At 69.6% G+C, this 24,138-nt stretch carries 29 protein-coding genes; 14 read left to right on the top strand and 15 right to left on the bottom strand.

Annotated features, from left to right (window positions below; all coding sequences use genetic code 11):
- Positions 1 to 172 precede the first annotated feature (172 nt).
- Positions 173 to 1,588, bottom strand: a complete 1,416-nt coding sequence (ahcY, locus tag F6X38_RS02075; RefSeq protein ID WP_150967864.1) for an adenosylhomocysteinase — start codon at positions 1,586 to 1,588, stop codon at positions 173 to 175.
- Between the two features lie 231 nt (positions 1,589 to 1,819).
- Between ahcY and F6X38_RS02070 the strand changes: the two genes are divergently transcribed.
- Both F6X38_RS02070 and F6X38_RS02065 read left to right on the top strand, forming a co-directional pair.
- A complete protein-coding gene (locus F6X38_RS02070; protein WP_161992584.1) occupies positions 1,820 to 3,463 on the top strand; it encodes a hypothetical protein in 1,644 nt (547 codons plus the stop codon).
- A 66-nt stretch (positions 3,464 to 3,529) separates the two neighbouring features.
- Positions 3,530 to 3,985 carry a cupin domain-containing protein gene (locus F6X38_RS02065; RefSeq protein ID WP_150967862.1) on the top strand — a complete coding sequence of 152 codons (456 nt, stop codon included), beginning with the start codon at positions 3,530 to 3,532 and terminating at the stop codon, positions 3,983 to 3,985.
- Between the two features lie 25 nt (positions 3,986 to 4,010).
- Here F6X38_RS02065 and F6X38_RS02060 read toward each other — a convergent pair whose 3' ends face one another.
- From F6X38_RS02060 to F6X38_RS02030, 7 genes are all read right to left on the bottom strand, one after another.
- Complete coding sequence (locus F6X38_RS02060) at positions 4,011 to 4,310, bottom strand: HPr family phosphocarrier protein (protein WP_246191139.1); 300 nt, start codon at positions 4,308 to 4,310, stop codon at positions 4,011 to 4,013.
- A 40-nt stretch (positions 4,311 to 4,350) separates the two neighbouring features.
- The gene (locus tag F6X38_RS02055; protein WP_150967860.1) at positions 4,351 to 4,752 is read right to left on the bottom strand and encodes a PTS sugar transporter subunit IIA; all 402 of its coding nucleotides are present in this window, start codon (positions 4,750 to 4,752) and stop codon (positions 4,351 to 4,353) included.
- A gap of 34 nt (positions 4,753 to 4,786) precedes the next feature.
- A complete protein-coding gene (locus tag F6X38_RS02050; protein WP_150967859.1) occupies positions 4,787 to 5,026 on the bottom strand; it encodes a hypothetical protein in 240 nt (79 codons plus the stop codon).
- A gap of 15 nt (positions 5,027 to 5,041) precedes the next feature.
- A complete protein-coding gene (locus F6X38_RS02045) occupies positions 5,042 to 5,509 on the bottom strand; it encodes an HPr kinase/phosphorylase (protein ID WP_150967858.1) in 468 nt (155 codons plus the stop codon).
- On the bottom strand, positions 5,506 to 7,314 hold the full coding sequence (locus F6X38_RS02040; protein WP_150967857.1) for a sensor histidine kinase: 1,809 nt from the start codon (positions 7,312 to 7,314) through the stop codon (positions 5,506 to 5,508). The genes F6X38_RS02045 and F6X38_RS02040 overlap by 4 nt, the downstream gene beginning before the upstream one ends.
- 40 nt (positions 7,315 to 7,354) lie before the next feature.
- Positions 7,355 to 8,053 (bottom strand): response regulator transcription factor, encoded by a 699-nt coding sequence (locus F6X38_RS02035; protein WP_150967856.1) that lies wholly within the window; start codon positions 8,051 to 8,053, stop codon positions 7,355 to 7,357.
- A gap of 284 nt (positions 8,054 to 8,337) precedes the next feature.
- Positions 8,338 to 8,817, bottom strand: a complete 480-nt coding sequence (locus F6X38_RS02030) for a pyridoxamine 5'-phosphate oxidase family protein (protein ID WP_150967855.1) — start codon at positions 8,815 to 8,817, stop codon at positions 8,338 to 8,340.
- A 280-nt stretch (positions 8,818 to 9,097) separates the two neighbouring features.
- On the opposite strand from F6X38_RS02030, the gene F6X38_RS02025 reads away from it, so the two are divergent.
- The 5 genes from F6X38_RS02025 (at position 9,098) to F6X38_RS02005 (ending at position 12,844) form a co-directional block, all read left to right on the top strand.
- Entirely contained in the window at positions 9,098 to 10,690 is a 1,593-nt protein-coding gene (locus F6X38_RS02025) for a phosphoenolpyruvate carboxykinase (RefSeq protein ID WP_150967854.1), read from the top strand.
- Positions 10,691 to 10,786: 96 nt separating this feature from the next.
- Positions 10,787 to 11,221, top strand: a complete 435-nt coding sequence (arfB, locus tag F6X38_RS02020; protein WP_150967853.1) for an alternative ribosome rescue aminoacyl-tRNA hydrolase ArfB — start codon at positions 10,787 to 10,789, stop codon at positions 11,219 to 11,221.
- 133 nt (positions 11,222 to 11,354) lie between these two features.
- Positions 11,355 to 11,858, top strand: coding sequence for a peptide-methionine (R)-S-oxide reductase MsrB (msrB, locus tag F6X38_RS02015; RefSeq protein WP_150967852.1), 504 nt, complete (start codon positions 11,355 to 11,357; stop codon positions 11,856 to 11,858).
- A 207-nt stretch (positions 11,859 to 12,065) separates the two neighbouring features.
- Positions 12,066 to 12,497, top strand: coding sequence for an Hsp20 family protein (locus F6X38_RS02010; protein WP_150967851.1), 432 nt, complete (start codon positions 12,066 to 12,068; stop codon positions 12,495 to 12,497).
- A 95-nt stretch (positions 12,498 to 12,592) separates the two neighbouring features.
- The gene (locus F6X38_RS02005; protein ID WP_150967850.1) at positions 12,593 to 12,844 is read left to right on the top strand and encodes a BQ00720 family protein; all 252 of its coding nucleotides are present in this window, start codon (positions 12,593 to 12,595) and stop codon (positions 12,842 to 12,844) included.
- A 69-nt stretch (positions 12,845 to 12,913) separates the two neighbouring features.
- On the opposite strand, the gene ptsN is transcribed toward F6X38_RS02005, so the two are convergent.
- From ptsN to lptC, 6 genes are all read right to left on the bottom strand, one after another.
- Entirely contained in the window at positions 12,914 to 13,381 is a 468-nt protein-coding gene (gene ptsN, locus F6X38_RS02000) for a PTS IIA-like nitrogen regulatory protein PtsN (RefSeq protein WP_150967987.1), read from the bottom strand.
- Between the two features lie 71 nt (positions 13,382 to 13,452).
- Positions 13,453 to 14,040, bottom strand: a complete 588-nt coding sequence (gene hpf, locus F6X38_RS01995; RefSeq protein ID WP_150967849.1) for a ribosome hibernation-promoting factor, HPF/YfiA family — start codon at positions 14,038 to 14,040, stop codon at positions 13,453 to 13,455.
- A gap of 262 nt (positions 14,041 to 14,302) precedes the next feature.
- Positions 14,303 to 15,649: an RNA polymerase factor sigma-54 gene (rpoN, locus tag F6X38_RS01990; RefSeq protein WP_150967848.1), complete on the bottom strand. Its 1,347-nt coding sequence runs from the start codon at positions 15,647 to 15,649 to the stop codon at positions 14,303 to 14,305.
- 172 nt (positions 15,650 to 15,821) lie between these two features.
- A complete protein-coding gene (gene lptB, locus F6X38_RS01985) occupies positions 15,822 to 16,643 on the bottom strand; it encodes an LPS export ABC transporter ATP-binding protein (RefSeq protein ID WP_150967847.1) in 822 nt (273 codons plus the stop codon).
- Positions 16,644 to 16,657: 14 nt separating this feature from the next.
- Entirely contained in the window at positions 16,658 to 17,302 is a 645-nt protein-coding gene (locus F6X38_RS01980; RefSeq protein WP_150967846.1) for an LptA/OstA family protein, read from the bottom strand.
- Complete coding sequence (gene lptC, locus F6X38_RS01975) at positions 17,299 to 18,045, bottom strand: LPS export ABC transporter periplasmic protein LptC (RefSeq protein ID WP_161992583.1); 747 nt, start codon at positions 18,043 to 18,045, stop codon at positions 17,299 to 17,301. The genes F6X38_RS01980 and lptC overlap by 4 nt, the downstream gene beginning before the upstream one ends.
- A gap of 245 nt (positions 18,046 to 18,290) precedes the next feature.
- On the opposite strand from lptC, the gene sppA reads away from it, so the two are divergent.
- The 4 genes from sppA (at position 18,291) to lhpI (ending at position 21,142) form a co-directional block, all read left to right on the top strand.
- Positions 18,291 to 19,265: a signal peptide peptidase SppA gene (gene sppA, locus F6X38_RS01970; RefSeq protein ID WP_246191138.1), complete on the top strand. Its 975-nt coding sequence runs from the start codon at positions 18,291 to 18,293 to the stop codon at positions 19,263 to 19,265.
- A gap of 140 nt (positions 19,266 to 19,405) precedes the next feature.
- Positions 19,406 to 19,690 carry an integration host factor subunit beta gene (locus F6X38_RS01965; RefSeq protein WP_150967843.1) on the top strand — a complete coding sequence of 95 codons (285 nt, stop codon included), beginning with the start codon at positions 19,406 to 19,408 and terminating at the stop codon, positions 19,688 to 19,690.
- Positions 19,691 to 19,763: 73 nt separating this feature from the next.
- Positions 19,764 to 20,138, top strand: a complete 375-nt coding sequence (locus F6X38_RS01960) for a lipopolysaccharide assembly protein LapA domain-containing protein (protein WP_150967842.1) — start codon at positions 19,764 to 19,766, stop codon at positions 20,136 to 20,138.
- 14 nt (positions 20,139 to 20,152) lie between these two features.
- Positions 20,153 to 21,142 (top strand): bifunctional Delta(1)-pyrroline-2-carboxylate/Delta(1)-piperideine-2-carboxylate reductase, encoded by a 990-nt coding sequence (gene lhpI, locus F6X38_RS01955; RefSeq protein ID WP_150967841.1) that lies wholly within the window; start codon positions 20,153 to 20,155, stop codon positions 21,140 to 21,142.
- On the opposite strand, the gene F6X38_RS01950 is transcribed toward lhpI, so the two are convergent.
- Positions 21,109 to 21,588, bottom strand: a complete 480-nt coding sequence (locus F6X38_RS01950; RefSeq protein WP_150967840.1) for an SRPBCC family protein — start codon at positions 21,586 to 21,588, stop codon at positions 21,109 to 21,111. The genes lhpI and F6X38_RS01950 overlap by 34 nt on opposite strands.
- Positions 21,589 to 21,689: 101 nt before the next feature.
- Here F6X38_RS01950 and F6X38_RS01945 point away from each other — a divergent pair, with 101 nt between their 5' ends.
- The 3 genes from F6X38_RS01945 to lspA are packed head-to-tail and all read left to right on the top strand — an operon-like array spanning position 21,690 to position 24,053.
- On the top strand, positions 21,690 to 22,703 hold the full coding sequence (locus tag F6X38_RS01945) for an RsmD family RNA methyltransferase (RefSeq protein ID WP_150967839.1): 1,014 nt from the start codon (positions 21,690 to 21,692) through the stop codon (positions 22,701 to 22,703).
- A gap of 1 nt (position 22,704) precedes the next feature.
- On the top strand, positions 22,705 to 23,565 hold the full coding sequence (locus F6X38_RS23820; RefSeq protein ID WP_246191137.1) for a TrmH family RNA methyltransferase: 861 nt from the start codon (positions 22,705 to 22,707) through the stop codon (positions 23,563 to 23,565).
- Positions 23,562 to 24,053: a signal peptidase II gene (gene lspA / locus F6X38_RS01940; RefSeq protein WP_246191136.1), complete on the top strand. Its 492-nt coding sequence runs from the start codon at positions 23,562 to 23,564 to the stop codon at positions 24,051 to 24,053. Before F6X38_RS23820 ends, lspA begins: the two co-directional genes overlap by 4 nt.
- The last annotated feature ends 85 nt before the right edge of the window (positions 24,054 to 24,138 follow it).

The following is a 24,138-nucleotide window of genomic DNA, read 5'->3' as shown; positions in this document are numbered from 1 at the left end:
GGTCCGCACCGTCACGCGGCCTCCGTCCCCGTACGGGTGCCGCGATTCGGCCATGATCGCCGAAGCGAATCGCCGAGCCTATCGCAGGAATGCGACACATGTCCGAAAACGATCGGGGCCGCCGGCGCAGGATGCGCCGGCGGCCCCGAAACCTCGCCCGGAAGGGGCGGTCTCAGTAGCGGTAATGTTCAGCCTTATAAGGGCCTTGCGGGGTGACGCCGATATAGGACGCCTGCTCCTCGGAGAGTTCCGTCAGCCTTGCGCCAAGCTTGCCGAGGTGCAGGCGCGCGACCTTCTCGTCGAGGTGCTTCGGCAGGACGTAGACCTGGTTGTCGTACTTCTCGCCCTTGGTGAAGAGTTCGATCTGGGCGAGCGTCTGGTTGGTGAAGGACGCCGACATCACGAAGCTCGGATGGCCGGTGGCATTGCCGAGGTTGAGGAGGCGGCCTTCCGACAGGAGGAGCATCCGCTTGCCGTTGGGGAACTCCACCATGTCGACCTGGGGCTTGACGTTCACCCATTTCAGGTTGCGCAGCGCGGCGACCTGGATCTCGTTGTCGAAGTGGCCGATATTGCCGACGATCGCCATGTCCTTCAGCGCGCGCATGTGCTCGATGGTCACGACGTCCTTGTTGCCGGTCGTGGTGATCACGATGTCGGCGGTCGGCGCGGCCTCCTCCAGCGTCACCACCTCGAACCCGTCCATCGCCGCCTGCAGCGCGCAGATCGGGTCGACCTCCGTCACCTTGACGCGGGCGCCCGCGCCCTGGAGCGAGGCGGCCGAGCCCTTGCCGACATCGCCGTAGCCGCAGACCACCGCGACCTTGCCGGCCATCATCACGTCCGTGCCGCGGCGGATGCCGTCGACGAGGCTCTCCTTGCAGCCATACTTGTTGTCGAACTTCGACTTGGTGACGCTGTCGTTGACGTTGATCGCCGGGAAGGGGAGAAGCCCCTTCTTCTGAAGCTGGTAGAGGCGGTTTACGCCCGTCGTGGTCTCCTCCGTCACGCCGCGGATCGCGTCGCGCTGGCGGGTGAAGAAGCCGGGCGACGCTTCCATGCGGCTCTTGATCTGGCGGAAGAGTATCTCCTCCTCCTCGTTGCCGGGCTTCGAAAGGATGTCCTCGCCGGCCTCGGCGCGCGCGCCGAGCAGAATGTACATCGTCGCGTCGCCACCGTCGTCGAGGATCATGTTCGAGGGCTGGCCGTCGGCCCATTGGAAGATGCGGTCGGTATAGGTCCAGTAGTCGTCGAGGCTCTCGCCCTTGATCGCGAAGACCGGCGTGCCGCCCGCGGCGATCGCGGCGGCGGCGTGGTCCTGCGTCGAGAAGATGTTGCAGGACGCCCAGCGGACCTCGGCGCCCAGCGCCTGCAGCGTCTCGATCAGGACGGCGGTCTGGATCGTCATGTGCAGCGAGCCGGTGATGCGCGCGCCCGTCAGCGGCTTGTCGGCGCCGAACTCCTCGCGGCAGGCCATCAGACCCGGCATCTCGGTCTCGGCGATCGTGATCTCCTTGCGGCCCCAATCGGCGAGTGCGAGATCGCGCACCGCGTAGTCGGACGTGGCGGAAGCGTGCGTTGCGGACATGGGGAGCGGCATCCTGGCTGGAAGGGTGGGCGCCGGCGAAGGCGCGCGTGCGGGAAATCGGATCGTCGGCTGATTAGCAGCCGTACGAACCTGCCGCAAGAACATATAAGGATATCTTTATATGCCTTTTCCGGTCGCGGCGGCAGGGTTTCGCGTCGGTTCCGATCCGGGCTAGAGCTTGCGGGGAACGCCCGGCGGGGGAGTCGGGCTCGGCGAGGGGAGAGTGCCGGCATGAGAAACCGCGCCATCGCACGGGCAGATGGCGGATCCTTCAGCGGGGGAGGCGGCGCGGCGATGCTCGCGGCCGCCATCTCCTTCGCGGCGGCTGGAACGGCGCTAGCGCAGGACGCGGGCGGCGCGGTGGCGCCCGCCGTCGCGGCTCCGATGCCGGATTCGCTGAGCGAGGCGGTGCTGCCCTATTCGCCCTACCTGTTCGACCTCGCGGTCTCCAGCCTGCGCACCGTGGTGGCGATCACCTACGACACGCGCGCCTACGATCCGGTGCGCCGGAACTTCGTCGTGGCGGGCCTGCGGCTGCACCGGGGGCCGTTCGACGCGCGGGTCGCGCAACTTCGCCTCGGGCCGAGCGCGACGCTGCTGCAGGGGCTGGAGGTGGACACCCGCCGCCTGCCGGTCGATCCGGAGTTCCGCGACGCGCTGCGGCGCCTCGACAGCGAGGTGGTGCGGGGCGACGTCTATCTCGCGGCGGACTTCTTCGCCAATGCCGACCTGACCGTCGCCGCGTCGCTGGACTTCGACCGGATCGGGCGCGCCGACCTCGAGGCCGAGCTGAAAGGCTTCCACATCCTCGCGCCGCTCGGCGAGGCGGCGGGAATCGGCGGCGATCAGCCGGAGGTGCTCGGCTCGCTCGGCCGGGTCCGTTTCACCTACGAGGATGCCGGATTGGCGAAACCGCTGTTCGAGGCGATCGGCCGCGAGCAGAACATGGGCGGCGAGCAGATGCAGGCGACCGCCGCCGCGCTCGCGCGGCCGCTGCTGGCGGGATACGTCGCCGGTCTCCCCGGCGGCGTGAGCCCGGAGTTCGTGCGGCGCGCCGACGGCTGGGGCGAGGTGGCCGGCCGCTTCCTCGGCGATCCGAAGCGCATCGAACTCCTGCTCGAACCGGCCGAGCCGGTGCCGCTCGACCTCCTGAAGGATGGCGCGGTCGACGAGGCCGTCCTCGTGCGCCTGAACCCGACCGTCGCGACCGAGCCGATCGGGCGGACGGCGCTGGTCGACCCGGATGCGGTGCCGGACGCCGGCGGCTCCGTGCCGCTGGCGCGCCGGCTGGTGGACGGGCTCGGCGTGCCGCGCGACGTCGGGCGCGGCGTCGCGCTGGCGCTCGCCGACACCGCGGCGGGAAAGCCCGGCGCGAGCGAGATCGCGGTGGACGGCATGATCGCCGACCCGGCGGCATCGCTGACCGCGGCGAACGCGGCGGACGCCTATGTCATCCTGACGCTCGCCCGCACCCGCGGCCGGATCGTGCCGGACGCGGTGCTGGCGCGCGCCACGGCCTTCCTGCCGGGGCAGGCGCTCGCCGAGGCGGAGGCGCAGGCGCTCGCCGAATGGCGCGGCAGCGAGGCGGGACGCGTCTCGGAAGCGGAAGAGACGCGAGCCATCGCCGCGCGCGACTGGCGGGCCTTGCGCAAGCTCGCCTTCGATCACTACGACGGGACGCGCCGGCCGCTCAGCATGGTGCGCGCCTTCGCGCTCGCGGACGTCGCGGCGGCGGGCGGCGACCGGCTGGCGGCCTCCCTGCGCGACGACCTGACGCTTGCGGCGGGCGACCGGCGGCTCGCCCTGCCGCTCGACGCGGCGCGGCAGGAAGCGGCCGAACTCTGGCGCCGGGTTCTCGCCGCGAAGGCACCCTAGAGGCGCTCGGCTCGAAGACGGTTCGAGCTCCTCTCGACCACGTTCGGATCCGGAAGGAGATGCGGCATGCCGAAGATCGAGATCGCCGCGGTGCCGTCCCGCAAGGGCGTCGGCTATCCGGAACCCTTCGCGGCCCGCACCGCCAACCGCCTGCGTCAGCGCCTCGGCGACGCCGGCGGCCTGACCGATTTCGGAGTCAACCTCACTCGCCTGCCGCCGGGCGAGTGGTCCAGCCAGCGCCATTGGCATTCGCTGGAGGACGAACTGGTCTTCCTCCTCGAAGGCGAACTCGTGCTGATCGAGGACGAAGGCGAGACGGTCCTGCGGGCCGGCGACGCCGCGGCCTTTCCAAAAGGCACCGGAAACGGCCATCACATGGTCAACCGCTCGAACCGCGATGCGGTCTATCTGGAGATCGGGTCGCGGCACCGCGACGACACCACCGTCTGCTCGGACGTCGACATGATGAGCTCGAACGCCGACGGACGCTTCGTTCGCAAGGACGGCACGCCCTACCCGTGACCCGGGACGAGCGGGTCCGCGACCTTCAGGCCTCCTCGCCGAAGCGGTCGGCGACGAGGCGCTCGATCGCGTCCAGCGCATCCGCCGCCTGCGGGCCCGAGGCCGCGACGTCGATCGTGGTGCCGATACCGGCCGCCAGCATCATCAGGCCCATGATCGACTGGCCGCCGACGCTCATGCCGTCGCGCGTCACGGTGATCTCGGCGTCGAACTTCTCGGCCACCTGCACGAACTTCGCCGAGGCACGGGCATGGAGGCCCCGCCGGTTGACGATCGGCAGCGTGCGGAAGAGCGACGACGCGCCGGCTTCGTCCGGGGGCGTCAAAGGGCGGCCCCGCGGCCGCGATGTCGCGCGCAACCCATCGTCATTGTCCGTTGAGGATGCGGCTTGCGACATTGATGTATTTCCGGCCGGCTTCCTGGGCGCAGCGCAGCACCTCGGCCATCTCGCCATCGGCGCGAAGGCTAGCGAGCTTGATCAGCATCGGCAGGTTCATGCCGGCGAGGACGTCGACGCGCGTCCCGTCCATCACCGAGATCGCGAGGTTCGATGGCGTGCCGCCGAACATGTCGGTGACGATGATGACGCCCCGGTCGCGGTCGGCGCGGTTCACCGCGGCGATGATGTCGCTGCGCCGCTGCTCCATGTCGTCCTCGGGGCCGATCGAGATCGTCTCGAAGGCCGATTGCGGGCCGACGACATGCTCCACCGCCAGGCGGAACTCGTCCGCGAGGCGGCCGTGCGTGACGAGAACGATGCCGATCATCGCGGGCCGCCCGCGCGCTGCTTCGTGGCGGCGGTCATGCTTCTCGCTGCGGCGTCTTCGCGTCGACAGGATCGCCGATGGTGGTCGGGCATGCGGCCTTCCGGTGGATGGTGATGTCCGGCAGCATGCGACCGCTGCCGTCCGAGAGATAGCGATGCGCCGCCTTTTCCGCGAGACGCGAACCGCTGAACGTCTCGCGCCTGTGGCCGGTGATGATGCAACAGTCCCTCGGCGTTCGCAACGGCGCGGCAGGTTGGAGCGCTTCCAGCGTCATTGAGCAAGGGTTTCGTCAACTCTTCGTTAACGCTGCCGCGTTCGGGCGCATCGCGATCCCCTGCAGGATGTCGGCGCCGAACGGGGCCTGCCGCGCCGGCAGGACGACGCGGCGGAGCGTAAGCCCGAGCAGCGTCGCGCTGCCGCTCGCCGGCAGGCGCTCGATCGCGGCCGGCTCGGCGAGGTCGACGAGGAGCGTCAGGACGACCTCGTCGACCGTGGGCTCCGGCAGGATGCCGACCCCGGAGACTTCGATGAGGCCGCGGATCGACGCCGGCGCCCTCGCGCGCACCCGCTCCCCCACCCGGTCGAGGAGCACCTGGTCGTCGGCGACGAGAAAAGCCGGAACCCCGAGGAGCTCGGCGCGGCGGAGCGCCGCGAAGGCGAGCGACGACTTGCCGGAGCGCGCCGATCCGCGGATCAGGATGCCAGCCTCGCCGACCGCGATGGCGGTGCCGTGATGGTTCGGCGCGCCCTCGCTCATTCGGCCGGCAGGCGCACGGTGAAGCGCGCCCCGGCAAGGCCCGAAGGCGAGCCGGAGCCGAGGTTTTCCGCTTCCAGCGTGCCGCCGTGGGCTTCCACGATCTGGCGCGAGATCGACAGGCCGAGCCCGGAATTCTGCCCGAAGGCCTCGGCCGCCGGACGGTCGGTATAGAAGCGCTCGAAGATGCGCTCGATGTCTTCGGCGCGGATGCCCGGCCCGTTGTCGTCGACGGTGACGACGACCTGCGAGCCGGAGCGGCGAAGCTGGACGAGGATGCGGCCGCCTTCCATCGGGACGAAGGAGCGGGCGTTGTCGACGAGGTTGGTGAAGACTTGGCTGAGGCGGAGGTCGTGGCCGGAGATCGCGAATGTGCGGCCCGGCGGCAGCGGCGCCGGCTCGAAGTCGATCGCGAGGTTCCAGCCTTCCTTGGTATGGGCGCGCGCGCCGTCCACCACCGAGCCGAGGAGGGCGGCGAGGTCGATCCGGTTCGCCGCCTCGCGGGCGAGCTCGGCGTCGAGGCGGGAGGCGTCGGAGATGTCGGTGATCAGCCGGTCGAGACGGCGCACGTCGTGCTCGATCACTTGGAGAAGCCGCGTCTTGGAGTTCTCGTTGCGGGCGAGCGGCAGGGTCTCGACGGCGCTGCGGAGCGAGGTCAGCGGGTTCTTCAACTCGTGGCTGACGTCGGCCGCGAAGCTCTCGATCGCGTCCATCCGCCGGTACAGCGCCCCGGTCATCTCGCGCAGCGCCGAGGCGAGATTGCCGACCTCGTCGGAGCGGTCGCCGAAATCCGGGATCTCCTCGCGCGCCTTCACCGAGCGCTTCACCCGGATCGCCGCGGCCGACAGGCGGCGGAGCGGTGTCGCGATGGTGGAGGCGAGGAGGATCGACAGGACCACCGTCACGAAGGCGGCGACCGCGAAGGTGCGGACGATCGCCATCCGCTCGGCCTGGACGATCTTGTCGATGTCGGAGCCTTGCGTCGACAGGAGCAGGACGCCGAGGATCGCGCGGAAGCGCTGGATCGGCACGGCGACCGAGACGATGAGCTCGCCCCGGTCGGTGACGCGCACGATCGTCGCGGGACTGCCGGTCAGCGCGTTCACCACTTCCGGATAGGAGGAGCCGGAGCCGCCGGGCGTCTCGGAATAGAGCGGCAGGTCGGAGCGCTGGAAGACGTGGCGGCGCAGCCAGTCCATGCCTCGCGCGGCGACGCTCTCCTCCTCGTCGGCGACGGGCGGCAGGTCGTAGCGCAGGATCTGACCGCGCGAATAGAGGTGGCGCGAGTCGAGAATGAGGTTCGCGTCGCGGTCGTAGAGGCGCGCCCTGGTGCGCGTCGGCGAGATCAGGCGGCGGAGCAGCGGCGCGACGCGCTCCGGATTGATCGGGAAATCGAGGCTGTCGGTGCTTTCCGCGTTCGGCTGCAGCGTCGCGCCGGCTTGGAGCTCGAGGAGCTTCTCGGGATCGAGCGTGATCGAGTTGGTGTCGACGGTCGCCGAGGAGGCGATGGCGCTGGCGATGATCTCGCCCTGCGTGAGGAGGCTCTCCACCCGCGCGTCGATCAGGCCGGCACGGAACTGGTTCAGGTAGAGGATGCCGGAAACGAGGACGATCAGCGCGACGAGGTTGAGGAAGACGATCCGGCGCGTGAGGGACGAGAAGATCGAATGGTCGAGGAGGCCGCGCGTGCCGAGATAGAGGCGGCCGACGATGGGGATCCGGCGGATTCGCGCCCGCGCCAGCGCGCGGCGGCGCTTCCGCCGCATGGAGGCGCGCTCACGCGAATCGATGTCGAAACCTGCGACCATTCAGCCTTGACGCGGCCGGTTCCGTGCCCCGCCTTTCCGCTCAGATTTCCCGGAAGCGATAGCCGACGCCGTAGAGCGTCTCGATCATGTCGAAGTCGTCGTCGATCGCCTTGAACTTCTTGCGCAGGCGCTTGATGTGGCTGTCGATCGTGCGGTCGTCGACATAGACCTGCTCGTCGTAGGCGGCGTCCATCAGCGCGTCGCGGCTCTTCACCACGCCCGGTCGCTGCGCCAGCGAATGAAGGATCAGGAATTCCGTGACGGTGAGCGTCACGGCTTGGGCCTTCCAGGTGCAGGTGTGCCGCTCCTGGTCCATCACGAGTTGCCCGCGCTCCAGCGAGGCTTCCGGCGAGGGGGCGAGCTTGGCCGCGTCCTTCGGCAGGCCGCGCCGCAGCACCGCCCGGACGCGCTCGACGAGAAGCCGCTGCGAGAAGGGTTTGCGGATGTAGTCGTCGGCGCCCATCTTCAGGCCGAAGAGTTCGTCGATCTCCTCGTCCTTGGAGGTCAGGAAGATCACCGGCAGGTCCGACTTCTGGCGCAGGCGCCGGAGCAGTTCCATCCCGTCCATGCGCGGCATCTTGATGTCGAAGATCGCGAGATGCGGCGGGCGCGACTGCAGGCCTTCGAGCGCGGACGCGCCGTCCGTGTAGGTCTCGACGCGATAGCCTTCGTTCTCGAGCGCGATCGACACGGAGGTCAGAATGTTCCGGTCGTCGTCGACGAGGGCGATAGTCGGCATGCTCGTTCTCCTGCAACGCCGGCCGGATCGCGATCCGCCCGGGCTCGGACGGTCGGATCGGGCCGAAGCGTCCAGCATGTTCGTCCGGAAAAACGGCGGAACACCGTGCGTCCGGCGGCGATGGAAGCGCCGATCCGCCGGGGACCGGAACCTGACCCGCGCTTCATTTCACGTGAAGCGGCTCGGACGCAAGAAGAATTTCGGAGAATATTACGAAACGGAAAGGAATCCATGCCGCGGAACGGTGCCCCGGCAAGGATATCCCCGTTTTCCTCACGAGAGCGTCAGAGCTTGACCTTGCGATACTCGGTCGTGTCCGGCCGATCCTTGTCGCCGAGATAGGCCTTGGCGAATTCCCACGCCTGCTTGACCTTGTTCGACGTCACGTCCCAGAGTTCGGCGCCGTCCGGGTCGATCACCAGGACCGCGACGCTCGGGTCGTCCGGCCCCTGCGGCATCCAGGCTTCGGCTTCCGGCGTCCAGATGCTCTTCACCAGGGCGCGGTCGGTGGAAACGCGCGCCCGCCCGCTCACGGAGACGTAGGAGCCGTGCTTGGAGAAGGTCAGCGCCACCTGATCGTCGGCCTCGATCTCCTCGACCTTGTGGGTGTTCCGGTCGGTCAGGAACAGGAGTTCACGCCGCTCCTCCGAGATGTAGGGGGCCATGGGCCGGGCCCTCAGCGTGCCGCCGGAGCGCGTCACCACCATGCAGGTGTCGAAATCCTCCACCATTTCCCAGAACTTGTCGCTCGCGTTCTCCGCCATGCCTGAGACTTCCCGTGCTCGTTTCGCCGGCTCCAAGCCGGCCGTTGTCGCACCGTGAACGCTCGAAACCGGAAAAAGCTGCCGCTCCCTTCCGCGTGCGACACGTCGTCGGGACTGCTCCCGGAACGCGAACCGATTGAAGCTGCGGTTTCAAACGATTCGATTTGCGGGCGAAATAATTCAATCGTTTAATATTATGAAATACTTGATTTCGACTTGCTTTGACTGATCGCGGTCAATAATTTCGCGCCATCCAAAAGGTCGAGCCGAAGGGGACGCCATGAGCCGGACGAACGAGTCGGGGGTTTGCAACCCGTATCGCGACTGGGAATCGATGGGCTTCGCCGAGCCGGCTGCCGTCGCCTGGAATCTCGGCGAGGCGGAACTCGTCGAGGCGGCGGTCCGGCGCGGCGAGGGCCGGCTCACCGCCCACGGCGCGCTGGCGGTGACGACCGGCATCCATACCGGCCGCTCGGCCGCCGACAAGCACGTGGTGCGCGACGCGGCCAGCGAGGACGCGGTCTGGTGGGACGGCAACCGCCCGATGAGCGAGGCTGCCTTCGAGCGGCTCTATGCCGACTTCAAGCACCACATCGCCGGGCGCGACCTCTTCGTGCAGGACCTCGTCGGCGGCGCCGACCCTGCGACCGCGATCAGGACGCGCGTCGTCACCGAGTTCGCCTGGCACGCCCTCTTCATCCGCAACCTGCTGATCCGCCCGAGCGAGGACGAGGTGCGTCGCTTCGAGGCGGAACTGACGATCATCGACCTGCCGAGCTTCCGGGCCGATCCCGAACGGCACGGCTGCCGGACGGAAACGGTGATCGCCTGCGACCTGACGCGCAAGATCGTGCTGATCGGCGGCACGTCCTATGCCGGCGAGATGAAGAAGTCGGTGTTCACCGTCCTCAACCACCTCCTGCCGGAGAAGGGCATCCTGCCGATGCACGCCTCGGCGAATGTCGGTCCCGCCGGCGACACGACGGTGTTCTTCGGGCTCTCGGGCACCGGCAAGACGACGCTCTCCGCCGATCCCTCGCGCACCCTCGTCGGCGACGACGAGCACGGCTGGAGCGAGGACGGCGTCTTCAACTTCGAAGGCGGCTGCTACGCCAAGACGATCCGCCTGTCGGCGGAAGCCGAGCCGGAGATCTTCGCGGCGACGCGCCGCTTCGGCACGGTGCTCGAGAACGTCGTGCTCGGCCCCGGCCGGGTGCCCGACCTCGACGACGGGTCGCTGACCGAGAACACCCGCGCCGCCTATCCGCTGGACGCCATCCCGAACGCCAGCGCCACGGGGCGCGCGCCGCACCCCACGAACATCGTGATGCTGACGGCCGACGCCTTCGGCGTCATGCCGCCGATCGCGCGGCTGACGCCGGACGAGGCGATGATGCACTTCCTGTCCGGCTACACCGCCAAGATCGCCGGCACCGAGAAAGGCGTGACGGAGCCGCAGGCGACCTTCTCCACCTGCTTCGGGGCGCCGTTCATCACGCGCCACCCGGCGGTCTACGGCGGCCTCCTGAAGGAACTCGTGGCCGAGCACGGCGTCCGCTGCTGGCTGGTGAACACCGGCTGGACGGGCGGCGCCTACGGCACCGGCCGGCGCATGCCGATCAAGGCGACGCGCGCGCTCCTCGCCGCGGCGCTCGGCGGCGAACTGGACGCGGCGGAGTTCCGCGCCGACCCGACCTTCGGCTTCGCGGTGCCGGTCGCGGTGCCGGGCGTCGACGCAGGCCTCCTCGACCCGCGCGGGACCTGGAGCGACGGGGCGGCCTACGACCGACAGGCGGCGAAGCTCCTCGCGATGTTCCAGGCGAACTTCGCGAAGTTCGAGCCGGTGTCCGACGTCGCGCTCGCGGCGGAATAACGCTGCCTTCGTTCACGAAATCCGGCGGCGGGCGCTTGCCTGCCGCCGCCTTTCGCTCGACCTTCGCGCGGGAGCGGGCGGAAGGGTCGGAGACGCATGGCGGACGAAGAAGGCCTTCGAGTGAACGCCCGGCTGCTGATCCCGGAAGGCGATCTCGCCGAGAGCTTCATCCGCGCCGGGGGGCCGGGCGGGCAGAACGTCAACAAGGTCGCGACCGCAGTGCAACTCCGCTTCGGCGCGGCGGTGTCCGCCGTGCTGCGGCCCGACGTCCTCGAACGGCTCCTGAAACTCGCCGGGGCCCGTGCGACGAAGCACGGCGAGATCGTCATCGAGGCCTCGCGCTTCCGCACGCAAGAGCGCAACCGCGAGGACGCGCGCCAGCGCCTCGCCGAACTCGTCGCCAAGGCGCTCGTCCCGCCGCCGCCGCCGCGCCGCAAGACGCGGCCCTCGAAAGGCGCGGTCGAGCGGCGGCTCGCCGCCAAGAAACAACGCTCCGGCATCAAGCGCGGCCGCGGCCGGGTCGACGACTGACCCAAGCGCCTTCAAGCAAGCGTGATCGGCGCGTCCGCATTCTTTTCCGCCGCCGGCCGTAACTCCTCCGTCGAACCAGCGAATTGCATCCGTACCGGGATGGATGGTCGGCGGGCGACGAGGGAACGAGACGATGCGGCGGAGAGACTTCCTGATGAGCGCGACGGCGATCGCCGGCCTTGGCCTCTTCGCCAGCCTCGGCTTCGGCTCGCGGCGGAGTGCGGCCGAGGCGGCCTTTCCGGTCACGAAGACCGAGGACGAATGGCGCAAGCAACTGACGCCGGACCAGTTCGCGGTCCTCCGGCAGGAGGCGACGGAGCGGCCCTTCACCAGCGATCTCCTGCACAATGCCAAGCACGGAACCTACAATTGCGTCGGCTGCGACACGGCGGTCTATGCGTCCGAGACGAAGTTCGATTCAGGTACCGGCTGGCCGAGCTTCTGGCAGGAGATCGGCGGCGGCATCGGCACGACCACCGACTACAAGCTGGTCTATCCGCGCACCGAGGTGCACTGCGCGACCTGCGGCGGCCATCTCGGCCACGTCTTCGACGACGGCCCGCCGCCGACCGGCAAGCGCCACTGCATCAACGGCATCGTGCTCGCCTTCCGTGAGACTGCGGCGGCCGCCGGCTGAAATGCCATCGCGGGTGCGGCTAAGCCTTTGTTTACGGGCTGGCGCGACCATGGAAGCGCGTGCCGCCGGCAGCCAACCGAGTTCCTCGTCCGGCCGCGCGGCCGGATATTGAAGTGGGCCGAGCGAACCGCCATATCGTGAAGTGTCGAGCGAGGGTGCCGCTTCTTCGGGCCCCGCCGGCAAGTCGCTTGTGTCAAGGACTTCACGATGAGCAGGGTCACGCCCTTTTCCAGCCCGTTGCTGCTCGGCTTCGACGCCGTGGAGAAGACGCTGGAGCGGATCGGCAAGGCCGGCGACGGATACCCGCCCTACAACATCGAACGGATCCGGGCGAGCGAAGGCGAGAACTCCGCCGCGTTCCTGCGCATCACGCTCGCGGTGGCGGGGTTTCGCCCCGAGGACCTGGAAGTCACCACCGAGGAAAGCCAGCTCACCATCCGGGGGCGGCAGACGGACGACCGGGAACGCGAATACCTGCACCGCGGCATCGCGGCCCGGCAGTTCCAGAAGTGCTTCCTGCTCGCCGACGGCATGCAGATCATCGGGGCGCAGCTCAAGAACGGACTGCTGCTGATCGATCTCGCCCGCCCCGAGCCGGAGCGGGTCGTGCGCCGGATCGCGATCGAGGTCGCGGACTAGGCACGCCGCAGCGAAGACGCCGGAAACCACACGGAAAGCCTAGCGGCCGCGCCGGCCGCAGGTGAAGCGTTTGCCTTCGAAAGGAGACGACCGATATGGCCTCTATGAACGATACGATCTCCACCAACGACCTCGCCGCGATCGGCGAAGGGCATCTGGCCTATCTCCGCCGCATGCGCTCGGACGACATCCGCGCCCGCTTCCCGGCGGCGCAGTCGATCCAGCCCGGTCTCGATCTCTGGGCGCTGTTCTCCGCCGACGGCACGCCGCTCGCGGTGTCGGACGATCGCGGCAGCATCCTCGCCAGCGCGACCGAGAACCAGCTTCTCACCGTCAGCATCCACTGAGACGCTTCCGGCGGAAGCCGGAGGCTCGCCACCGCGGCGGCGCGGCCTTCCGCCGCTGCCGCCGCGACGTCAGTCGGCGCGATGGTTCGCTGTCTGCTCCGTCATCAGCGCGTAGATCGACGCCGCGTCGCGCGACTCGCGCAGCCGCGCGACCGTCTCGGAATTGCGCAGGAGCCGCGCGATCTTCGACAGCGCCTTGAGATGCTCGGCTCCCGAGCCGCCCGGCGCGAGAAGCAGGAAGACAAGGTCCACCGGCTGGTCGTCCAGCGCATCGAACTCCACGGGGCGGTTCAGCCGGCCGAAGATGCCGACGAGCCGGCCAAGCTCGCCCAGCTTGCCGTGCGGGATCGCGATGCCGTTGCCGACCCCGGTCGAGCCCAGCTTCTCGCGCTGCAGCACGGTGTCGAGAATGTCGCGGGCGGCGAGACCGGTGCGCTCCGCCGCCTTCTCGCACAGTTCCTGCAGAACCTGCTTCTTCGTCGCCGCCTTCATGGAAGGCAGGATCGCCTCCGCGTCGACGAGGTCTCCGAGATCCATGGCGATGCCCGTGGGGAGGGAAGGACTGGACGTCATGCGGGGCGTTCGCCGGGATCCGTGCCGGACGCCGCTCAGGCGTCAGTCTTGACGGCGGAAGGGTCGACCCAGCCGAAATTTCCGTCGGCGCGGCGGTAGACGATGTTGACCTCGCCGCTGCCGGCGTTGCGGAACACGAAGAGCGGTCCGTCGCGTCGGTCGAGCTCCATCACCGCGCCGGCCACCGACATGGTGCCGACCTTCAGCGAGGTCTCGGCGATGATCGCCGGCGCGTAGTCGTCGGGCAGCCCGTCGTCCTCATCGTCCTCGCCGGGCGCGGCGACCACCGCATAGGCGATGTCGCGGTTCTGCTGCCCGTTCATCCCGGCGTGATGATCCTTCAGGCGGCGCTTGTAGCGGCGCAGGCGCTTCTCGATGCGCTCGGAGGCATCGGCGAAGCTGGCTTCCGGGTCGTGGGCCTCGCCGGTCGCCTGGAAGACGACGCCGGAATCCAGATGGATGGTGCAGTCGGCGCAGAAGCGTGCGGCGTCCTTCGAGACCACCACGGTGCCGCTGTAGTTGCCGTCGTAGTACTTCGAAACGAACTGGTCGAGGCGATCCTCGATGCGGGAGCGGAACGTCTCGCCGACATCCATGTGCTTGCCCGTAACCCGAACGCTCATCTGAGACACTCCCCCGGACGGATCGCCGCTGTTCCGCGTCGGCCCCGTCCTTTGCTTGCGCCCGCGCACGCCGCGGGCAGTTGCCGGATCGCCGCGAGGGTTCGCGGCGCGGTGACGTGCCGGCCTCTTTCGTCCGGATGCCCGCCGGGCCGTTCCGGACGGCGGGCTTCTAGGAGACCGCGGCACGCCCTGTCAACGCGCAGGGCCGGGTCCGTATCCTTGCGCTACACACGGCAAACGCGCTTTTGTGCGAAGCTGCGGCTCAGGAGGCCATCCGGCGGGCGTTCATCTCGCGCCGGCGCTGCACCGAGGAGGGGATGCCGAGCGCCTCGCGGTACTTCGCCACCGTACGGCGGGCGAGATCGATTCCCTCGCGCCGCAGCCGCTCGGCGATGTCGTCGTCGGAGAGGACGCCCGACGGCCCTTCCGCGTCGACGAGCGTGCGGATGCGATGCCGGACGCTTGTCGCCGAATGCGCTTCGCCGCCCTCGGTCGCCTGGATCGCCACCGTGAAGAAGAACTTCATCTCGAACGTGCCGCGCGGGGTCGCGACGTACTTGCCGCTGGTGACGCGGCTCACCGTCGATTCGTGCAAGCCCACCGCCTCGGCGACGGCGGCGAGCGTCATTGGCTTCAGGCCGGAGACGCCCTGCACGAGGAAGTCGTCCTGCCGCCGCACGATCTCGGCCGCGACCTTCAGCACCGTGCGCGCCCGCTGGTCGAGCGCCCGGGCGAGCCAGTTGGCCGTCGCCAGCGACTCGGTCACGAAGCCCTCATTCGCCGCAGCGGCGCCCCGCACCCGGGCGGCGTAGCGCTCGTCGACGAGGACGCGCGGCACCGCCCTCATGTTCAACTCCACCGCCCAGCCGCCGTCCGGAGCCGCCGACACGAGGACGTCCGGAACCACCGCCTCGCGCCCGTCCGAGAGGAAGCCGTGACCGGGTTTCGGGTCGAGCCGGCGGATCTCGGCGAGGATCTCCATCAGCCCGGCCTCGTCCTCGCCGGTGAGCCGCTTCAGTGCGGCGAAGTCGCGCCGCGCGAGGCGGTCGAGGTTGGCGAGAACCGTTCGCATCACCGGATCGAGGCGGTTCCGGCGGCGAAGCTGGATGGCGAGGCAGTCGGCAAGCCCGCGCGCGAAGAGTCCGGCCGGCTCCACCGCGTCCTGCACGGCGACGAGCGCCCGGTCGAAGGCGGCGGGGGCGAGCCCGAGCGCCGCCGAGGCTTGGTCCGGCTCGCAGTCGAGCCAGCCCGCCTCGTCGAGATGGCCGGCGAGGAATGTGCCGACCCGCCGGGTCTCCGCGTCGCGGCAGCCCTCGGCGATCTCCTTGAGCGCGTGCGCGGCAAGCGAGGGCGGCGCTTCGGGAACGAGGTCCTGCGCGCGGATGTCGGTCGCCGCGGCGGCGGCCGGTCGCGTCGTGCCGACGGCGACGGGGCGGTCGCCCGCCTTGCGCTGCGCCTCCCGATTCAGGAACGGGTTGCGTTCGATCTCGGCATCCACGTAGGCGGCGAGTTCGGCTGCTGAGAACTGCAGGAGCCGGATCGACTGCAGGAGCTGCGGCGTCAGCGCCAGCGATTGGCTCTGCCGAAGCTGAAGGCGCTGGTGAAGCATGCGCGGCGTTCGCCCCTTGCCGGACCGCTGGAAACAGGCCGCGCCTCGGGCGCGACCAGTCGCCAGAAGACTGGCACGCGCCTTGCATGTCAATCCGTATCAGGCGCCGTCCACCGCCGCGCGGCCGGCTTTGTCCCGCATGGTCAACGGCGCCGGGGCGTGGGGGACGGTTCTAGAAGGTGAACTGGTCGCCGAGATAGTGCCGGCGGACGTCGGCGTTGTCGACGATCTCCTGCGGCGTGCCGTGGGTCAGGACCGCGCCGGCATGCATGATGTAGGCGCGGTCGATCAGCCCCAGCGTCTCGCGCACGTTGTGGTCGGTGATGAGCACGCCGATGCCGCGCTGCGTCAGGTGCCGCACGAGGCCCTTGATGTCGGCGACGGCGATCGGGTCGACGCCGGCGAAGGGCTCGTCGAGCAGCATGAAGGTCGGGCGCGAGGCGAGCGCCCGCGCGATCTCGCAGCGCCGCCGCTCGCCGCCGCTGAGGGCGGTGGAAGGGCTTTTCCGCAAGTGCTCGATATGGAATTCCTCGAGGAGGGCGGTGAGCTGGTCCTCGCGCTCCGAGCGCTTCGGCTCCACCACTTCGAGGACGGCGCGGATGTTGTCCTCCACCGACAGGCCGCGGAAGATCGAGGCTTCCTGCGGCAGGTAGCCGATGCCGAGCCGCGCCCGCCGGTACATCGGCACCGGCGTGATATCGTGGCCGTCGAGCTCGATCCGGCCCGAATCGACCGGCACGAGGCCGGTGATCATGTAGAAGCAGGTCGTCTTGCCGGCGCCGTTCGGCCCGAGGAGACCCACGGCCTCGCCGCGCCGCACGAAGACGTCGACGCCGTCCACCACGCGCCGGCCGCGATAGGCCTTGGTGAGGCCGCTGGCGGCGAGCCGTCCGGTGCTGGCGGAGGCCGAGGAGCCTTCGCGGGCGGCGCTGCCCGGATGGGCGTCGGCACGCGGCGGCGCGGCGGCGCGCGCTTGCGCATCCGCATGTCGCATCGCTTCGCCTCGCATCAGTTTCGGGCTTGGTTCTGCCGCTTGGGCTGCTGTGCGGCGGCGCCCTGCGCATTGCCCTTGTTCTCGTCGGGCGCGACGAGGATCTTCACGCGGCCGCCGCCGCCGAGCTGCGCCTGGCCCGTATCCATGTGGATGGTCAGCTTGTCGCCGCGCGCGACGTTGTCGCCCTGGCTCATCACGACGTTGCCGGTGAGGATGGCGATCTGCGTCTTCATGTCGAAGTTGCCGTCCTCGGAGGTCGCCACCTGGTCGGCCGAGCGGACATAGACCTTGCCCGAGGCCACCAGCCGGTCGATCTGGTTGGAGCCGCCCGGCAGGGCGCCGCCCGTCGGCGCCGCGGCGGGCGCCGGCTTGGCGGAACCGTTCGCCGCGCCGCCTTCCGCCGGCGGCTTGGTGTAGTAGACGAGCAGCTTCGAGGTCTTCATCAGGGTGTCGCCCTGCGTCACCTCGACATTGCCGATGAAGGTGGCGATCCGCTCGCGGTCGTCGACGTCGAGCTGGTCGGCGTCGATGGCGATCGGCTGGTCGCCTTTCACCTGCAGGCCGGTGAAGCTCGAGCCGAAGCTCTGGGCACCGGCGGCCTGGAGGCCGGCGAGAAGGAGGATCGGCAGGATCGCCGCACGGGTGATGATGCTCTTCATCGAACGTCGTTCTTCGAAAAGTCTCCGAAGCGCGCCGGGTCGACGGAGGACAGGTTGCTGGAAGTGTCGGCCTCGGCACGCCGGCTGGCGGCGGGACGGATCGTCATGCGGACGCGCTCGCCGAAAGACAAGCCCTTGCCGCCGTCGCGCACCGCGATGCTACCGGCGGTGATGGTGCGCTCGTCGGACACGATCTCCACCGGCCCGCGCCCCGCGAGGGAGCCGGTCTTGAGATCGATGTCGGCCGAGCTGAGGCTGACGGTCATGCCGTCGGAGGTCTGGACATGGATGTCGTCCGCCAGCCGGAGCTTCTGTCCGGCCTGATCGAAGGCGCCTTTGGCGGCCACAATGTCGGCAGTCGAAGAATCGCTTACCGCGACGTTCGCCTTGATCTTCTCGAGATCGACGAGGCCGCCGCCGAGTTGCTGGATCGCGCGCTCCGCGATCATCGTGTAGGGGCGGTTGTTGCGGTCGAAGCCGGACATGCGCGGGTCCTGCATCACGATGCCGCGCGAATCGATCGTGGCGGCGGCGACGGAGACGTTCTCCGGCATGCGCCGCGCCGCCCAGGTGACGACGACGCCCCCGGCGACGATTGCGACGGCCGCGGCGGGCAGGCCGAACCGGAGGAGGCGGACCAGCAGCGTATGACGGCGGGCGCGACCGATCTCGCGGTCGAAACGGCCGGAATCGCCGTTCGTCCGCGCGTGCGTCGCCCTTTCCTTCTGCGCCGTTCCGCTCAAGCGTCGAACCCGTTTCCCTATGGCCTCTCCCGGGGCCGTCGCCATGCCGCTCGCACCGGACGCGCGACGGCGTGCCGGGGCGTCGACATGACGTTCCGGAACAGTCGCATTCCTCGATGACGCGCACAAGCTGCAGAAGCAATATGGGCTTTTTGCGTCGGATCGGGAAGGCCGGACGGCCTTGGCAAGCACGAGCCCGAAGTCTATCGGTCGCCCGGTTAGCAAACGGTAAGCGGGCTGTCGGCTTGAGCAACGCGCAGGAACTGATCGACCGCCGGCGGCTGCGCCGGAAGCTCGGGCGCTGGCGCGTCGCCGCCATCCTCTGCCTCGCCGCCGCCGTGGTCGCGCTCGCGCTGCCGCTCGCGCGCACCGGCCGGCTCGACGGCCTGTTCCGCCGCGATGCGGGCGCGATCCAGACGATCGCGCGCGTCTCGGTGGAGGGCATCATCACCGAGGACGACGACCTGATCGAGCTCCTCGGCGATCTCGGCGAGGAGAAGAACACGCGCGCGGTGATCCTGAAGATCGACAGCCCCGGGGGCACCACGGTCGGCGGCGAGGCGATCTACGAGGCCGTTCGCCGGCTGGCGGAAAAGAAGCCCGTCGCGGCCGAGGTCGGCACGCTCGCCGCCTCCGCCGGCTATCTCATCGCATCCGGGTCCGACCACATCGTCGCCCGCCAGACCTCGATTGTCGGCTCGATCGGCACGATCTTCCAGTATGTCGACGCCTCGCAGCTGCTCGGCAACGTCGGCGTGTCGGTGAACGCGATCAAGTCCTCGCCGCTGAAGGCCGAGCCCTCTCCCTTCGCGCCGGCGCCGGAGGAAGCCAAGGCGATGATCCAGCGCATGGTGCTGGACTCCTACGAATGGTTCGTCGGCATCGTCGCCAACCGCCGGCCGATCGACCTCGCCGAGGTGCGCCGGCTCGCCGACGGCTCGGTGTTCACCGGCCGCCAGGCGCTGCAGAACCGGCTCGTCGACGCGATCGGCGGCGAGGACGAGACGCGGCGTTGGCTGGAGGGCGACCGGCAGGTGCCGAAGGGGCTGGAGATCGTCGAGCGCGAGCCGAAGCGCGAGGGCTACGGCCTGCCGTTCTTCGCCCGCGCGAAGTCGGCGCTGTTCGGCGCCTTCGGCCTCGATCCGAAGACGGTGGTCGGCACCGGCGCCTCCGTCTCGGGCGGAATGATGTCGCTCTGGCGGCCGCCGGCGGGCCTTTGACGCGGAGGGGCGGGCCGGCTGTCGCCGACGAATCCGGCTTGCCTTCGCGCCCGACACCTTTTTAAACTGCGTTAATGGATCGATCGCGCCCCGGCTTTGGTTGAGTTCCGGGATTGCCGATCCGAGGGAGCCTTTTACCCGTGATCAAGTCCGAACTCGTGCAGATCATCGCGAGCCGCAACCCGCATCTCTACCAGCGCGACGTCGAGACCATCGTCAACGCCGTGTTCGACGAGATCACCGATGCGCTGTGCGACTCGAACCGCGTCGAGCTTCGGGGCTTCGGCGCCTTTTCCATCAAGAACCGGCCGCCGCGCTCGGGCCGCAACCCACGCACCGGCGACGCGGTGGACGTCGAGGAGAAGTGGGTGCCCTTCTTCAAGGCCGGCAAGGAACTGCGCGAGCGCCTGAACTCCGACGACTGAGGTCTTCGTCGCCGGTTGACCGGAACAGCGGTGCCGCCATATCGGGGGCAACCCGCGACGCCCGAGGTTCGTGATGATCTCCCGCTTCCTGTCCTTCGTGATCCTCGTGCCGCTTGCGATCCTGATCGTCGTGTTCTGCGTCGCGAACCGCGCGCCGGTGACGGTGTCGCTCGACCCGTTCGGCACGCTGCCGCAGTTCGTCTACCAGATTCCGTTGTTCCTGGCGCTGATGGCGGCGCTGATCGTCGGCACCGTCATCGGCGGCATCGGCACCTGGTTCACGCAGGCGCATTACCGCAGCGCCGCCTGGAAGCGCCGCCAGGAGATCGACCGCCTGAAACGCGAGGCGGACGACGCCCGCGAGCGGCTGCGGCAGGAGCGCGAAAGCCGCGCTGCCGCGCTGCCGCACGCCACCGGAACCGCGCTGGCCGCACCGCGTCCCGTCTGAGCGGCGGCTTCGGCTTGCGCATCGTTTCCGCCGCCGACGTCGACCGGCTCCTCGACTTTCCGCGCCTGATCGCCGCGCTGCGGAGCGCCTTCGCCGGCGCGGTCGTGCAGCCGGTGCGCCACCACCACCGCATCGAGCGGAACGGGGAAGCAGCCGATTCGACGCTGCTCCTCATGCCGGCCTGGACCGACTTCCGCCGCAAGGCGAACGGCTATGCCGGCGTCAAGATCGTGTCCGTGTCGCCGGACAACGCGGCGGTCGGCCTGCCCTCCGTGCTCGGCAGCTATCTTCTCCTCGACGGCGCGACGCTGCAGCCGGTCGCCCTCGTGGACGGCCCGTCGCTGACGGCCTGGCGCACGGCGGCGGCATCGGCGCTTGCCGCGACGTTCCTCGCGAGGAAGGATTCGGCGACGCATCTCGTGATCGGCGCCGGCGCGATGGCGCCGTTCCTGATCCGCGCGATGCGCGCGGTGCGGCCGATCCGTCGAACGCTCATCTGGAACCGCTCGCCCGAGCGCGTCGAGGCGCTCGTCACCCAGCTCGGCGAGGCGGGGATCGCGGTCGAGGCCGCGCCGGACCTCGACGCGGCTGTCGCCGGGGCGGACGTGGTTTCCGCCGCGACGCTGTCGCGCGAAGCGCTGGTGCGCGGGCGGTTCCTCGAACCCGGTACCCATGTCGATCTCGTCGGAGCCTTCGCGCCCGACATGCGCGAATCGGACGACGAGGCGGTGCGCCGCGCGCGCGTCTTCGTCGACACGCGGGACGGGGCGCTCACAGAGGGCGGCGACCTCGTCCAGGCCGTCGCGGCGGGCGCGTTCGAGGCATCGCGCGTCGTGGCGGACCTTTTCGAGCTCTGCCGAGGCACCGCGAGCGGGCGCGAATCGGCCGGCGAGATCACGCTCTTCAAATCCACCGGCGCGGCGCTGGAGGACCTTGCCGCGGCGGTGCTGGTTTTCGAATCGTTGGAGGATCAGGCCACCGCTTCGGTTTCGCCCTCGCCTTGAGACTTGGCGCCGCCGGTGACGTGGGCGGCGAAGTTGTCGAAGAACTGGCCGGACAGCTTCTTCGCCGAGCCCTCGATCAGGCGGCCGCCGAGCTGGGCGAGCTTGCCGCCGACCTGCGCGTCGACCGTGTAGGTGAGGATCGTCTCCGCCCCGTCCTCGGCGAGGTGGACGTCGGCGCTGCCCTTGGCGAAGCCGGCGATGCCGCCCTTGCCCTCGCCGACGATCCGGTAGCTCTCGGGGGCCTGGACGTTCTCCAGCCGGACCTCGCCGTTGAACTTCGCCTTCACCGGGCCGATCTTGGCGGTCACGGCGGCGGCGAGGTTGTCGCCGTTCCGCTCCAGGCTCTCGCAGCCCGGAATGCAGGCGCGCAGCACCGCCGGATCGTTCAACGCTTCCCATACGGTGTCCCGCGGTGCCGGCAGCCGGTATTCGCCCTTGAGATCCATGCGGCCTTCCTTCTCCCTGCCGCGCCCGGCGGACGCGTGCCGCGGAGGATGCCGGTTTTCACGGCTTTCTCAAGCCGCGCGCTATCGCTAAGAGAAGCGCGATGGCGAAAGCGAAGCACGATCGGGGGGCGGAACGGCCCGCCCGCCGGCCGGACGAGGGCGAGAGCGGCGGCGGCGGTGGACGCCGCCTCGAACTTCCGCCGCATGGCGGGGCGCGGCCGGCCGAGCGTTCGGCCGTCATCCTGCGCGTCGAGGGGAGCGACGACTACGCGCTTCTCGATTCGGGCGGAACCGAGAAGCTGGAGCGCTACGGCCCGCTCATGATCCGCCGGCCGGAGAACCAGGCGATCTGGAACCGTCGTTTGCCCATGCGCGACTGGGATGCGGCCGACGCCGTCTTCACCGGCGACACGGACGAGGAGGGGATCGGGCGCTGGCGCTTTCCGAAGGTGCCGCTCGGCGAGACCTGGCCGCTCCGGCACGACGGCCTCGCCTATCTCGGCCGTTTCACGTCCTACCGCCATGTCGGCGTCTTTCCGGAGCAGGCCGAGCACTGGGCCGCGACCGTGGGGGCGATCGAAGCCGTCGGCCGCGGGGCGCGCGTCCTGAACCTCTTCGGCTATACCGGCGTCGCGACACTCATCGCTGCGCGCGCCGGAGCCGAGGTGACGCATGTCGACGCCTCGAAGAAGGCGATCCTCTGGGGCCGCGAGAACGCCGCCGTCGCCGGGTTGGACGCCGCGCCGATCCGCTGGATCTGCGAGGACGCGGTGCGCTACGCCGAGCGCGAGGTGAAGCGCGGCAGCCGCTACGACGTCGTCCTGCTCGACCCGCCGCGCTACGGCCGCGGGCCGAAGGGCGAGGTCTGGGAGCTGTTCGAGGACCTGCCCTACCTCCTCGCCCTCACACGCGAGCTGATGAGCGAGCGGGCCATGCTCGCCATCCTCACCGCCTATTCGATCCGCGCCTCGTTCTTCTCGCTTTCGGCGCTGATGCGCGAGGCCTTCCGCGGCATGGGCGGCACGGTGGAATCGGGCGAACTGGTGATTTCCGAAACGGGGCCGGAGGCGCGCGACCTTTCGACCTCGCTCTTCTCGCGTTGGACGAGGGACTGACATGGCGGACAGGGACAGGCGGGAGCGAGGTCCGGCGACCCTCGCCGCGCCCGGCAGGGTCAAGGACCTGTCGAGCGTCGCCAACCCGATCGTCAAGGACATCCGGGCGCTGTCCCAGAAGAAGCACCGCGACGAGACGGGGCTGTTCCTCGCCGAAGGGCTGAAGCTGGTGCTCGACGCGCTCGATGCCGGCTGGACGCTGCGGACGCTCGCCGTCGCCAAGGCCGAAATCCACGGCGAGCTGCTGCAGAAGACGGCCGCGCGCGCCCGGGCCGTCGGCGCGGACGTGGTGGAGGGGAGCGCGAAGGTGATGGAGGCGATCTCGCGTCGCGACAACCCGCAGAGCGCGATCGGCGTCTTCCGGCAGAAGACGGTGCCGTTGGACAAACTCGGCTTCGGGGCGGACGGCGTCGTCGTTGCGCTCGACCGGGTGCGCGATCCCGGCAATCTCGGCACGATCCTCAGGACCGCGGACGCGGCTGGCGCGAAAGGCCTCGTGCTCGTCGGCGAATGCGTCGACCCGTTCTCGCTGGAAGCGGTGCGGGCGACGATGGGCTCGATCTTCGCCGTGCCGCTCGCGAGGGTTTCGGAAAGCGCTTTCCTCGAATGGCGGAAAGGGTTCAAGGGCCTCGTCGCCGGCACGCACATGCGCGGCACGCTCGACTATCGCGAGCCGGACTACAGCGGGCGGCCCGTGGTGCTCCTGATGGGCAACGAGCAGGCCGGCCTGTCGGAGCCGCTGGCGGGCGCCTGCGACAAGCTCCTGCGCATCCCGCAGGCCGGCCGCGCCGACAGCCTGAACCTTGCGGTCGCGACCGGCGTGATGCTGTTCGAGGCGCGGCGGAAGGCGTTGACGCTGTGAGCCGCCGCACCGTCCTCGATCTCCTGATCGTCGCGTTCGCCGTCCTCCTCGACCAGGGGGTGAAGGCGCTGGTGGTCGCGACCATGCCGCTCGGCTCGGCGATCGAGCTCCTGCCGTTCCTCGCGCTCTACCATGCGCGGAACGAGGGTATCGCCTTCTCGATGTTCGCGGGGCTCGGCGATCTCGGCCTCGCCGCGCTGGCGCTGCTGGTGCTCGTCTTCGTCGGGTGGCTCTGGTGGAAGACCCCCGCCGACCGCCGCCTGTCGCATTTCGCCTTCGCGATCATCGTCGGCGGGGCGCTGGGCAACCTGATCGACCGCGTCCGCCTCGGCTACGTCGTCGATTACGTCTACTTCCACACGCCGGTCTGGAGCTTCGCGGTGTTCAACCTCGCCGACGCCTGCATCTCGGTCGGTGCGGCGCTGATCGTCCTCGACGAGTTCCTGCCGACGCGCCGCGACCGGCGCGTCGTCGAACGGACGGATTGATACGCAGGGCGAAGCGGGTCATCAAATTTTCGCGCCGCCGTGCTTATGTTAGACAGGGCGGGGGCTCGTCGCGAAGATGGGGACG

Source organism: Plantimonas leprariae (genome assembly GCF_008802405.1).
In the GTDB taxonomy this organism is placed as follows: domain Bacteria; phylum Pseudomonadota; class Alphaproteobacteria; order Rhizobiales; family Rhizobiaceae; genus Plantimonas; species Plantimonas leprariae.
This window is presented reverse-complemented; position numbering and strand designations above follow the sequence as displayed.